Origin of the sequence: Pedobacter cryoconitis (assembly GCF_001590605.1) — a bacterium.
Classification (GTDB): domain Bacteria; phylum Bacteroidota; class Bacteroidia; order Sphingobacteriales; family Sphingobacteriaceae; genus Pedobacter; species Pedobacter cryoconitis_A.
The window spans coordinates 1,483,885-1,495,687 of the sequence record NZ_CP014504.1; the positions used below are offsets into that span (position 1 = coordinate 1,483,885).

The 11,803-nt window shown below is 37.5% G+C and carries 13 protein-coding genes; 5 read left to right on the forward strand and 8 right to left on the reverse strand.

All coding sequences use genetic code 11. The features are described 5' to 3' along the window. The first annotated feature begins 48 nt into the window (after window positions 1-48). On the forward strand, window positions 49-471 hold the full coding sequence (locus AY601_RS06315; protein WP_068398053.1) for an acyl-CoA thioesterase: 423 nt from the start codon (window positions 49-51) through the stop codon (window positions 469-471). On the opposite strand, the gene arsB is transcribed toward AY601_RS06315, so the two are convergent. From arsB to AY601_RS06335, 4 genes are all read right to left on the reverse strand, one after another. Continuing rightward, window positions 472-1,557 (reverse strand): ACR3 family arsenite efflux transporter, encoded by a 1,086-nt coding sequence (arsB, locus tag AY601_RS06320; RefSeq protein WP_068398057.1) that lies wholly within the window; start codon window positions 1,555-1,557, stop codon window positions 472-474. A gap of 11 nt (window positions 1,558-1,568) precedes the next feature. Next, entirely contained in the window at window positions 1,569-1,988 is a 420-nt protein-coding gene (locus tag AY601_RS06325; RefSeq protein ID WP_068398060.1) for an arsenate reductase ArsC, read from the reverse strand. Between the two features lie 61 nt (window positions 1,989-2,049). After that, complete coding sequence (locus AY601_RS06330; protein ID WP_068398063.1) at window positions 2,050-2,379, reverse strand: ArsR/SmtB family transcription factor; 330 nt, start codon at window positions 2,377-2,379, stop codon at window positions 2,050-2,052. 111 nt (window positions 2,380-2,490) lie between these two features. Further along, window positions 2,491-2,961 (reverse strand): Lrp/AsnC family transcriptional regulator, encoded by a 471-nt coding sequence (locus AY601_RS06335; protein WP_068398066.1) that lies wholly within the window; start codon window positions 2,959-2,961, stop codon window positions 2,491-2,493. A 162-nt stretch (window positions 2,962-3,123) separates the two neighbouring features. Between AY601_RS06335 and AY601_RS06340 the strand changes: the two genes are divergently transcribed. Next, window positions 3,124-4,266 carry a histidine decarboxylase gene (locus AY601_RS06340; RefSeq protein ID WP_068398069.1) on the forward strand — a complete coding sequence of 381 codons (1,143 nt, stop codon included), beginning with the start codon at window positions 3,124-3,126 and terminating at the stop codon, window positions 4,264-4,266. Window positions 4,267-4,631: 365 nt separating this feature from the next. Continuing rightward, entirely contained in the window at window positions 4,632-5,102 is a 471-nt protein-coding gene (locus AY601_RS06345) for a phosphatase PAP2 family protein (RefSeq protein WP_157287751.1), read from the forward strand. On the opposite strand, the gene AY601_RS06350 is transcribed toward AY601_RS06345, so the two are convergent. Continuing rightward, a complete protein-coding gene (locus tag AY601_RS06350) occupies window positions 5,103-6,107 on the reverse strand; it encodes a GNAT family N-acetyltransferase (RefSeq protein ID WP_068398075.1) in 1,005 nt (334 codons plus the stop codon). A 586-nt stretch (window positions 6,108-6,693) separates the two neighbouring features. Then, window positions 6,694-7,557: a DUF4249 family protein gene (locus AY601_RS06355; protein WP_068398079.1), complete on the reverse strand. Its 864-nt coding sequence runs from the start codon at window positions 7,555-7,557 to the stop codon at window positions 6,694-6,696. 350 nt (window positions 7,558-7,907) lie between these two features. On the opposite strand from AY601_RS06355, the gene AY601_RS06360 reads away from it, so the two are divergent. Both AY601_RS06360 and AY601_RS06365 read left to right on the forward strand, forming a co-directional pair. Next, window positions 7,908-8,444 (forward strand): DUF3347 domain-containing protein, encoded by a 537-nt coding sequence (locus AY601_RS06360; protein ID WP_068398083.1) that lies wholly within the window; start codon window positions 7,908-7,910, stop codon window positions 8,442-8,444. Between the two features lie 118 nt (window positions 8,445-8,562). Further along, window positions 8,563-9,849, forward strand: a complete 1,287-nt coding sequence (locus AY601_RS06365) for a citrate synthase (protein WP_068398087.1) — start codon at window positions 8,563-8,565, stop codon at window positions 9,847-9,849. A gap of 132 nt (window positions 9,850-9,981) precedes the next feature. On the opposite strand, the gene AY601_RS06370 is transcribed toward AY601_RS06365, so the two are convergent. Beyond that, window positions 9,982-11,157, reverse strand: a complete 1,176-nt coding sequence (locus AY601_RS06370; protein WP_068398090.1) for an aspartyl protease family protein — start codon at window positions 11,155-11,157, stop codon at window positions 9,982-9,984. Window positions 11,158-11,189: 32 nt separating this feature from the next. Beyond that, on the reverse strand, window positions 11,190-11,783 hold the full coding sequence (locus AY601_RS06375) for a 2OG-Fe(II) oxygenase (RefSeq protein WP_068398093.1): 594 nt from the start codon (window positions 11,781-11,783) through the stop codon (window positions 11,190-11,192). Window positions 11,784-11,803 lie beyond the last annotated feature (20 nt).

The following is an 11,803-nucleotide window of genomic DNA, read 5'->3' on the forward strand; positions in this document are numbered from 1 at the left end:
GGGAAATTATTACATTTCGCCACAATTAAAGGCACATAAAAACACCAAATGGAATTTACTAAAACCTACACTGTAAAGGATGAACATATAGATGTTCAGGAAATAATGGATGGCTTATACTATCCGTTTTATATGGAGTATTGCCGCCATGATTATATTAGAGAAGTACTGGGGTTCGATTTCGAGGAACAAGCAGGAAAAGGAGTTTTTATGGTATTATCTGGTTATAAAATCAGCTTTTTAAGATCACTTAAAAAAGGTGATAATTTTTCGGTGACTTGTACTTTATATACTGATAAAGCTGGTTTACCAAGATTGCACTTTAAACAGGCAATTATGATGAATGGAAAGGTGATGACAAAAGCAACTTTTACAGGAACTTGTATTCCGGCATCGGGAGGCAGACCTTATTTGCCGGAATCGCTCACTGAAAAAATTGCTGATGCACCAGTATTGGAAGAAGAAGTTTAATTAAGGCTTTGCTGCAATTGGTTCAGAAGGATAATATTTCTTTCTGAACCAAAAGGCAAGGTTGACCAGGGCAATCAGAGCTGGTACTTCTACCAGCGGGCCAATGACCCCGGTAAAAGCCTGACCTGAATTAATCCCAAATACGCCTATGGCAACTGCAATAGCCAGCTCAAAATTATTACCTGTAGCGGTAAAGGCGATTGCTGTGCTTCTTGAATAGTCGGCTCCGAAGTACTTACCTGCAAAAAAGCTTAACGTGAACATGATCGTGAAGTAGATGACCAATGGTATTGCAATGCGGATTACATCAAATGGGATCTGAACAATCAAGCTACCCTTAAGACTAAACATAATGACAATTGTAAAGAGCAGCGCAATTAGTGTAACGGGCGATATCATGGGGATAAACTTAGTCTGAAACCATTCTTCTCCTTTTAAACGGATCAGGCTATATCTGCTGATCACGCCCATTGCAAATGGAATACCGAGATAGATTGCGACACTTTTTGAGATTTCGGCAATTGTGATATTGACTTCCAAACCTTTAAGGCCAAAATAGGGAGGGAGTACCGTGATAAATACATAAGCGAAGACGCTGTATAACAAGACCTGGAAAATACTGTTTAAGGCAATCAGGCCCGCTGCATATTCGCGGTTTCCATCTGCCAGTTCATTCCAGACCACCACCATGGCAATACACCTGGCCAGACCAATCAGGATCAATCCGATCATATATTCAGGATAATCTCTTAAAAAAGTAATCGCTAAAAAGAACATGAGAAGGGGGCCAATAACCCAATTCAAAATCAGAGAGATACTTAATACTTTGGTGTCTTTAAATACTTCTCCCATTTTTTCATATTTCACTTTCGCTAAGGGTGGATACATCATCAGGATCAGGCCAATGGCGAGGGGGATATTTGTTGTCCCACTGGAAAACGAATTGATAAAACCAGCACAAGAGGGGATAAAATAGCCAATTCCAACTCCTGCAGCCATGGCTAGAAAAATCCACAGGGTTAAATAGCGGTCTAAGAAACTTAGTTTCTTCCTGTCATTTGTTGGGGCACAATGGTTTGCAGTCATTTCTGTAATTTTTAGGGATTGATGTTTTCTTTAACAAATGTTGAAGCGTAATCTTTAATGAGGTCACGGACTCTTCTGAATTCCTGCATAATCTCCTGGTCAGTTCCTTTGGCTTTTGCGGGATCAGGAAAGTTATAATGAAATTTTGATGCCTGAGTCGGGAAGTAAGGGCAGCTTTCTTTTGCGTTATCGCAAACGGTGATTACATAATCAAAATCGATGTGGCTATATTCATCAACATGATTTGAGGAGTGAGTGGATAAATCTATTCCAACCTCGCTCATGACCTGAATTGCTTTTGGATTTACACCATGAGTTTCAATTCCCGCACTGTAAATTTCGGCCTGATTGCCTGCAAATTGTCTTAGAAAACCTTCAGCTAATTGACTGCGGCAACTATTGCCGGTACATAATACCAATACTTTTTTCATCTGGAATTAATCTGTTGTATTTATATATTGCAATTTAACGATTGATAAGGGTAAAAAAAGGTTAACAGCAGTTAGGTCCGCCTTTGTATGAACCTAGAAAAGCACCTAATTGTAGTTCTAATTGTTTCCATACGATAGGGTTGATGCAATAGCATACGCTAACACCTTCAATTGTACCCCGAATGATTCCTGCGTTTTTAAGTTCTTTCAAATGCTGAGAAATTGTAGCCTGTGCTAAACCCAGTTCTTCAACCAGATCACCACAAATGCAAGTATTTGATTTTAAGATTCTTTGTAGAATAGCTATACGAGCCGGATGTGCCATTGCTTTTAACAATTGTGCCAGCTGATTTTGCTCGTCTGTGAATATTTCTGTTTTTGTAAGTCCCATATAGTATATTGCAATATTACGATGTATTGAGTTGTTCTCCAAATAATTTGTGTTTTTAATGAATAATATATATTGTGGGAAGGGTAGGAATGCGGGGCAGAAAGGAGTGGATTAATAATTCAGGTAATAAGCTGTTTCGCGTTTAATTTCTTTTAAGACAAAGCTGCTGCTCAGGGTAGATATATTGGATAAAGAGGAGAGGTGCGTTACGACAAAAGTATGGTAATCATTCACATCATCGACTACAATTTTTAACAGATAATCTTGTCCGCCGGCAATACATAATACTTCCAGTACTTCTTTAAAACAGATCACTGATTCTTCAAAATTCTTCAGCGTTTCTATGGACTGTTCTTTCAGGGTAACCGTACAGAGCACCAATAAATGCTTACCGAGTCTTTCGCGGTTAACCAACGCCACGTATTTTTCAATATATCCTTCTGTTTTTAGTCTTTTGATCCGTTCATGGGTGGGAGAAACACTCAGTCCAATCTGCTGTGCGATGTCTTTAGTGCTTAATGAGGAGTCTTTTTGAAGGATATTTAGTATACGTGTATCCAGCTTATCTAATTTATCAATCATTGCATTTTACTGAAATGGGATTCAGCAAGGTGCAAATATGATATTTTTTACTGTGAAAAGATTCCTGAACAGTATTTTTTATTGAATATCATTTAATCAAAGAAAATAATATGGCAGGTACATAATTTTGAAGAATTAAATACCCTATAGACATAGCCCCAAATGAAAACACAATTGAACACTCAGGATAATGATCGTCTGAGTACTTATATGAAAATGGCAGAGGAACGCGCTAAATATTTTATCGGGTATCCTATTGCGCAAGACTTTGATTATTCAGCGTTATATCCGCTATTGAAACTGCCTTTAAATAATGTAGGCGATCCATGGGTAGAATCTACTTATGATCTGAATTCCCGTTCGCTGGAGTTGGAAGTATTAGAGTTTTTCGCTGAACTGTTCAATGCGCCAGCAAAGAACTGGTGGGGTTATGTAACTAACGGTGGATCTGAAGGGAATCTTTATGGTTTATATGTAGCAAGAGAATTATACCCAAATGGAATCGTGTATTATTCAGAAGCAACTCATTATAGCGTACAGAAGAATATCCAGTTACTCAACCTGCGCAGTATTGTTATCAGAACGCAGGAAAACGGAGAAATGGATTATGAAGATTTAAATGCGATGGTTCAAATGCACCGTGATCAGCCCGTAATTATTCTGGCCAATATCGGTACAACAATGATGGAAGCTAAAGATGATTTAAAACAGATTCAGTTAATCTTACGCAAACAAGCGATAAAAAATCATTATATCCATTGTGATGCAGCCCTGGCCGGTACCTATAGTGCATTGTTAGATCTTAAACCGGGATTTGATTTTGCAAATGGGACAGACAGTATGGCGATTAGCGGGCATAAGTTTATTGGCTCGCCAATTCCTTGTGGATTGGTACTGGTTAAAAAGAATTATAAGGATAGAATCGGGAAAGCAATTCCTTATATCGGTACAGTCGATACCACCATTACGGGTAGCCGTAATGGTCACAGCCCTATTTTTATGTGGTATGCGATTAAGAAGCTGGGTAAAGAAGGATTGAAGCAGCGCGCGCTGGAATGTCTGGAAATTGCGGCTTATACAGTTGAAAAGTTGAACGCTATTGGTGTTAAAGCATGGACTAATCCTTCGGCATTGACAGTCGTATTTCCTGCGCCTTCAATCGCATTGAGACAAAAATGGCAGATTGCAACTGAAGATGGTAACAGCCACGTCATTTGTATGCCGGGTGTAAGTAAAGAACAAATTGATCATTTTGTTGCTGATTTAAAAGAAGACCTGGTTGCAAATGCTCCTGTTATTGGTTAATAATAAGCTATTTATTGAAAATTATTCATAAAAATATATTCATTAAAAAGGCAGAACGTTTTTATGTTCTGCCTTTTTTGCTACTGAAATGTTACTTTTTATAGCATCCGTTGGACTAAACAATGTCTTTCCAGTTTGCTGATTCCCCATTATGATTTGTATTTTTGGGTTTTCCTGTAATCTTGTATAAATTGATAGACACCGCAACTGTAAATAGAAAAAGATTTCTAACCTGGTTTTTAATAATCCTGTGTTCCGGGTTTATATTTTTATCGTTCATTGTCACCTTATTTCCGCCGTCGGCTTTCGATTTAAAAGTTTCTGCACTTGTACAATCAACTCAGAATCCTGAATTGGACAGGATCATGGAATTTATTAGTTGGTTTGGTGCTTTTCCTGTTCCGATGTTTATGGGATTTGTAGTGGCTATCATCTTTTACGTCTTTAAATTCCGTACAGAAGCACTTTTTGTTATATTCACTTTTGTTTCCGGGCTCATCAGTACGGTTATCAAAATACTGGTGAACCGGCCAAGACCTACTGTAAACCTGGTTAGAATAGTAGAAATTGCTAAACAGCAAAGCTTTCCAAGTGGACACACCTTATTTTACACTATTTTTTTTGGTTTTCTGCTGTTCTTGATGTGGAATCTTAAACAGATCAACCTGGTTTTAAGGATAGTGGTAGCTTTGCTGTCTGCAGTATTGATCTTAACAATACCTTTTTCAAGGATATATCTGGGTGCCCACTGGGCCACAGATGTATTGGGTGGATTTATACTTGGTCTGATCTGTTTATACTTTATCGTAATTCTCTACCTGAGAAAAGCGCAATAGTTATATACTCTTTTCTAAGATTAACAAGTGTTTGCAACGGATCCCATTTTCAATAATCGGATCCGGATAATGATCAATAAAGAAGTTGTGGTTCATACCAACAAGTTCAAAACCTCCTTTTTGATATAAAGCCAACTGACCTATACTTGAATTCCCGGTTGCGATCCTCAGTGTTTTAAACCCCTTGGCTATAGAAGCAACGGCAGCTTTTTCCAGTAAGCGTTTACCAAGACCAATACCCTGGTACTGAGTTTTAACAGCGATGTTTTTAATTTCAATCGTGTTTTTATTCAAAGGCAACAGTACAAAAGCACCTACGATTTTTGTCCGGTACAGTGCAACAAAAATCTGGTTATTATGTGTGTATGAATTGATAACTTCTATAGACGGGTCTGCAGATAACAGCAGATCATAGAGCGTACGGTTAATTTCATTTTTTTCTGTAAATGCCAATTCCTGGTGGATAGACAGGTGCTCAATTTTTTCATTGACCAGCCGCAACCGTTCTTCAATTGTAATGTCACTCTCCAGGCGGAGCGTTGGTGTTTGTAGTTTATTGAGCCACTGCGTATGCAGTTCAAAACTTCTGCTGGGAAAACCCGGCTGATCATAACCTGATGCCCATGTTATAAATTCAGTATACTTTTTTTTCCGGTATTCATCTGTGATCAGTAAATCTCCGTACCGTTCTTCTTCTCTTTTAATTAAGCGTGTTATTCTGATCGCAGGAGGAATCCATAAGAATACAACCAGGTCAAAGTAATTATAAAATTGCGCATTCCAATTTAAGATTGAGCCAGAAACAACAATGTTTTCATATTGCTTAAAATCATTGCTGAATAATTCGTCGCGTTCCTTTGGCTCGCGTTTTAGTTCAAAAGGTATTTCGCTTTTGAGCCAGTAATAGTCATCAGTATCCAGGTGACTAAAACCCCGCTCAATGGAGAGCCGTTGGGCTAAAGTGGTTGTACCAGAGCCTGATGCTCCAAAAATCATGATTTTCATCGAGTAGTTGAGTTATAGTAGATTAAACGAAAATATGAAAAGAATCGTTTATTTTTATCATTTACTAATAATATTAGCAAGATAGTATTGCGATTATTTACTGGTAACATCGCATAAGCTGACTCGGGAAGTATCTGAATAGTTAACTCTTTTCACCTGTTAACAGTCTGAATTTCCATATTTTAACTTGCTTTGAATTCTATAATTCTGCGCGAAATTTTTAATGTAAAAATTAGTTATACAGGTTTAATATATTTACTGTTTTTAGAATGGCCTTGTTTCATGGATAACTATGCTGACTAATGCTTTTTTAAGCCTTATTCAATGTTTCCTCACCGCTTATATTTTAAGCGTCCATGGTTAGGATTTTAAAATTATCAATGATAATAAGGCTTTCAGGGTTGCTAACTTAGAAGAGGTTATTTTAAGTGTTTTCAGGATGGTAAAAGTATCTGAGAGATATTCAATAATTGGTTTCTCGCCAAAGTCATCCCGCTGATTGAAAATGGTAAATATTACTTTGTATAGGACGATACCAATATCGATTTGCAGAAAAATAATGCGCAGCGTAAAGATGAGTTCATTTTTATGGATTTGGTATAGGAAATTCTTTAGTAGATAAGCCGCCAACTATTCCTGTTCCGTTTTGTATATTACCAGGAATGATCATCTTTTCTGAGAACAGGCTACCTGCGCTATCAGCTGCTTTGGATAAACTCTTTAAATACCTATAACTGGTTTCAGTCAGTAAGGTTACTTCTATAAACATCTTTCTGGATATTGGTTTATCGTCTGTACTGAAGGCATAAAATATTGTTTCTCCAGCTGGTTGGGCCTTTTCAACGAACCATTCTTTTTGATTTGAATTTCCGCTTCCAAAAACAGCTGTGGTATTTACCGGGCGGATATAAAATGGCTTCTTTTCACTCGTCTTGTCAGAATTTTGGCCGTATAAGATCCGGAAGCGGTAATATTGTTTTTCCTGGCTATTGTTCTTCAGCAGAAAATTGAACTTTAGTTTATGGTTATCACTATTAGACCCGATAACTGACTGGTTATTGATTTCAACAGTGGCCATATCGGGAATAATATCGCTGCCTTCAACAGGATTATAACCTGGCGCAGTCGCTGTTACTTTATACTTTTTATCTTTCAGTACGCCAATAGTGCTCACATAATACTTTTTACCAGCTATGGTCTGAGGTTTTAATGCTTCTTTGAAAATATCATTTTCATATAATTTTGTTTCGGCATTTTCGGGGTCTTTAAACGACTGTCCTTCCGCTAAGCTATCAGATACGGCAAATCGTACTTTAAGCTGGGTATTTTCATTCATCAATACATGCAGCACAGGACGATCAGCATCCTGAGGTAAGCCGGTAATTAATCTTTTCTCACAAGATGTCAATGATAAAATAGCAATTATGAGTAAGAAATCAGGTTTTTTCATGTGTATTTAAATTCACAGCTAAGACGCATAGGGTTGAACATACCCCTATAGCTTGCGAAATATTGTTGTAAAACATTGTAGCATTCTATAGTTATTATACGTTTTACTTCTTGATAACTATTTTTTACTATTAATCTCTTTCGACTATAAAATGAGGATATGTTTTTACTTACTTAAATTTATGCTTTTGTGTTGCAGGGGTAAACTCCGCTCCTGACAGCTTTGGTTTTCTGATTTCTTTTGAGCTCACTTCTCAACTAATTGCAATATTTATGAAAAGCAGTTCATTTATCTTGTGGTTTTTTAAGTATTTAAAATTAAAATAGTATTTTGAGCAAAAAACGAAATTGATGAAGAAATATATTGGAATAGCAGTTTTGTCAACTTTGATGGCCTGTACCGGTGCTGTTAAAAATGAAACTGCTGTAACAGACAGCACAGCTACTGCTGATCAGGCGGCAGAGGTGAATGATGTTAAGCTGGCCGACCCTAAATCGGAAAGTATATATAAAGGCTACATTAGCCTGAAAAATTCGCTGGTTGCCAGCAATGCCGCAGCTGCCCACCAGACTGCGCTTGATCTGGCTGCTTCACTTAAAGCTTTTGAAGGTTGTGAAAATACAGCCCTGATTGCAGAGAAAATTGCAGGTACTGAGGATATTAAGGTTCAGCGTAAAGAATTTACTGCGTTGAGTTCTGATGTTATCGCACTCTTCAAACATGCTGATCTTAAACAAGGATCTATTTATGTACAACATTGCCCGATGGCCAATAACGGCGATGGGGGAGATTGGTTGTCTTCAGAAAAAAAGATCAGCAATCCATATTATGGAAAAGAAATGTTGACTTGCGGCGCAGTGCTGGAAGTGATTAAAGCGAAGAAATAAGCTCAATTCTTACTTAATGATGACCCGCGGTTAACAATTATTTAACAGCTTTGTTATCATTGTATGTAGGCTATTTCATTAGAATAGTTAAATTTGTTATTTATAAATTAGAAGATATATGTCAGATATTGCAGAAATTAAGATCGATGGTAAAGTATATGAATTTCCCATTGTAACTGGTACCGAGGGTGAAAAGTCAATTGATATTTCAAAATTAAGGGATTTAACAGGGCACATTACCCTGGACTTAGGCTACAAAAACACAGGATCTACAAAAAGTGCAATTACCTTTTTAGATGGTGAAAAGGGAGTCTTGAAATACAGAGGTTATTCAATTGAGGAACTGGCAGAGAAATCTACTTTCCTGGAAGTTGCTTTTCTACTGATCTACGGAGATCTGCCAACAGCAAAAGCGCTTGAAGATTTTCAATCTCAAATCACCAAGCATACGCTGATCCATGAGGATATGAAAAAATTCCTGGACGGCTATCCTTCGAAATCTCATCCGATGGCTCAATTGGCTTCATTGGTATGTTCATTGTCAACATTCTATCCAGAATCGTTGAACGCGAACTCTTCGCCTGAAACAATGAACCTTACGATGATCAAATTGCTGGCTAAATTTCCAACAATTGTATCATTTATCTATAAAAAATCTTTAGGTCATCCACTGATCTACCCTAAAAATAAATATGATTATGTAAGTAACTACCTGAACATGACTTTCGGTCAGCGTACAGAAGAGGTTGAAATTGACCCGGTCGTAGTGAAAGCAATGAATACATTATTGATTTTACATGCTGATCATGAGCAAAACTGTTCTGCCTCTACTGTTAGAATGGTAGGCTCTTCAGATTGTAATTTATATGCTTCAGTTTCTGCTGGTATTGATGCTTTATGGGGCCCGCTTCATGGTGGTGCTAACCAGGCTGTAATTGAAATGCTTGAATTAATCAAAGAAGATGGTGGAGACACTGAAAAATGGATTAATAAAGCAAAAGATAAAAATGATCCTTTCCGTATGATGGGATTTGGTCACAGAGTCTATAAAAACTTTGATCCGCGTGCTAAAATTATCAAAAAAGCATGTGATGATATCCTGGAGAAATTAGGAATCAATGATCCTGTTCTTGAAATCGCTAAAAAACTGGAAGAAGCAGCTTTAAGTGATTCTTATTTTGTAGAGCGCAAATTATATCCTAATGTTGATTTTTATTCAGGTATCATTTACAGAGCTTTAGGTTTCCCTACAGATATGTTTACTGTATTATTTGCCCTTGGCCGTTTACCAGGATGGATTGCACAGTGGAAAGAAATGCACGAAAATAAAGAGCCTATCGGCCGTCCGCGTCAAATTTATGTTGGACATACGAACAGAGCCTTTGTTGAAATAGAAAAACGATAGAACTGATATCCTGATCTGAAAAACACCTTAAGTTTCAGAAACAGATAGGATTAAATAAAAAACCGCTAATAATTTATTAGCGGTTTTTTATTGAGATAGTAAAGCAGGAATCCTTTTAACTGTGACCGGGATTTAATAATGTACTTTACTGATCTGTATTTTCCGTAAGTCTCCGTGCTCGTCTTTTACAGTGATCGTGGCGGTTTCTTTACCAGCTAAGATATGCGGACGGTTCAGCATGTCACATAGCGTTACTTTAGAATAATCTACCTCATCAATAGCCAGGATCTGCTGTCCGGGTTTTACTTCATTTTTATACTTGTCCCAAACTACACCAATAGCAAGACGGTCATTAATTACCGTGGGTACAAATGGCCATTGTTTCTCTCTCACTTCATTCTCTTTGTGACTACTGTTGAAGTAGAATTTACTATGAATAAAATCAAGCGTGACAATTCCATACTTCAGAATTTTTGACCCTATAGCTGAAGTGCCACTTCTATTGGTTTCTACAATGGTATTGTTAAACAGTCCATTGCCTATTTTTATTTGGGGAAACCTTAATAAATATTTTTCAGCACTTTGCTGTAATCCCAAGCCGCCTATAGTATTGGCTCCATAACCTTTGGCCAGGATTTCATAGGCACCAGAATCGGGCAGCTGACTCACCAGATCTTCGGAGATCCGGAGAAATTCATTGTCACCGGTATCGAATCCCAGGTCAATTGTAATGTTATCTTTCAATACAATTTTAATCACCGGGTTACTTTGATAACTTGTATTGGTAATCAGCGGGGAACTGTAGCTCTCCATAAGATTTAACTTTTCCAGCTGGTCGGTCAGAATGATTACCTGCTTTGTTCCATTGATACTGACAATAGAATTGCGGAGAATATTGCTTCCTATTACGCCATCTATGCCCCAGCACCTGTAAAAATCGGGGAATAGTGTGATGGCAGGAATATGATTAAACAGTACTTTACCTATTTTGATCTCAGGAATCTGTACAACGCCCATGGTGTCGGTAACACCGTTGACATCAGAAAGTGTGTCCTCGTCAAGGAATTTGGCCTTCAACTGCTTAACCAGTTCAGGACTAATTGCAACCGGAGCACCGGTATCAAACAAGAATTTATGCTTTTTGCCATGCAGTTCTACCTGAATGAACATCTTGCCGTTTATCGTTTGATAGGGAATCTCTTCATAATAGTTTCTGGATGTGGTTCCTCCCTGGTTATAGGTGAATTCTTGTGCATTGACCTGCAGACAAATGGCCAGGAGTAAACAGAGGTTGGAAATGAGTTTCATTGCGTCGTATTAACGCAGCAATTTAAACGTTTTTAATTAATTTTCAACCAGCCCGTTATACTTAATCTCGGTTTATGCGTCATTAAAACTTCGTGTATAAGTTCACTGCTTTTGAAGAAAACACTTTTACCATTATCGGGCGATATTTTTTGCAAACTATCCTGATGATGGATACAAAGTTCTCCGCCATCATTTTCCTTCCAATTTGCATTTAAATAAATGATCATTGAATATTGCCTGCTATCATTGTTCTTAAACTGATCGAGATGTTTTTTATAAAAACTTCCCTCTTCATATAAAGTATAATGAAATTCATAACCGGTAATCCCAGTATAACAGGTACTATTCAGGTAACTGACAAAGCTATCCATCAAATCGAAAAAACTATTTTCATGGATATTATCGTGCTTTCTGTCTAACCAGTAGATCTTATCACTTCTTACCAGTTGATCATGGGAAACAATAGTTTCGTTCCCTGTCCCTGCTGATAGCAGTAATTTATCCTGATAAAGGCCATACAGATTTTCTTTGAGTTGTGCGGCTAGAGCCACGCTTAAAAAATTCTCTGTAATGCCTACCTTATTGTCTATAAAACTATCGATTAGCGTGTTGAAGATGTTTTGCAAGGAGCGGGGGTGGGAAAATA

Bases quoted from the DNA above. Each gene is read 5' to 3' on its own strand.
- AY601_RS06365 (WP_068398087.1), top strand. From the start codon at position 8,563: ATGTCAGATATTGCAGAAATTAAGATCGATGGTAAAGTATATGAATTT.
- AY601_RS06340 (WP_068398069.1), top strand. From the start codon at position 3,124: ATGAAAACACAATTGAACACTCAGGATAATGATCGTCTGAGTACTTAT.
- AY601_RS06355 (WP_068398079.1), bottom strand. From the start codon at position 7,557: ATGAAAAAACCTGATTTCTTACTCATAATTGCTATTTTATCATTGACA.
- AY601_RS06370 (WP_068398090.1), bottom strand. From the start codon at position 11,157: ATGAAACTCATTTCCAACCTCTGTTTACTCCTGGCCATTTGTCTGCAG.
- AY601_RS06325 (WP_068398060.1), bottom strand. From the start codon at position 1,988: ATGAAAAAAGTATTGGTATTATGTACCGGCAATAGTTGCCGCAGTCAA.
- AY601_RS06330 (WP_068398063.1), bottom strand. From the start codon at position 2,379: ATGGGACTTACAAAAACAGAAATATTCACAGACGAGCAAAATCAGCTG.
- AY601_RS06350 (WP_068398075.1), bottom strand. From the start codon at position 6,107: ATGAAAATCATGATTTTTGGAGCATCAGGCTCTGGTACAACCACTTTA.
- arsB (WP_068398057.1), bottom strand. From the start codon at position 1,557: ATGACTGCAAACCATTGTGCCCCAACAAATGACAGGAAGAAACTAAGT.
- AY601_RS06360 (WP_068398083.1), top strand. From the start codon at position 7,908: ATGAAGAAATATATTGGAATAGCAGTTTTGTCAACTTTGATGGCCTGT.
- AY601_RS06315 (WP_068398053.1), top strand. From the start codon at position 49: ATGGAATTTACTAAAACCTACACTGTAAAGGATGAACATATAGATGTT.
- AY601_RS06335 (WP_068398066.1), bottom strand. From the start codon at position 2,961: ATGATTGATAAATTAGATAAGCTGGATACACGTATACTAAATATCCTT.
- AY601_RS06345 (WP_157287751.1), top strand. From the start codon at position 4,632: ATGGAATTTATTAGTTGGTTTGGTGCTTTTCCTGTTCCGATGTTTATG.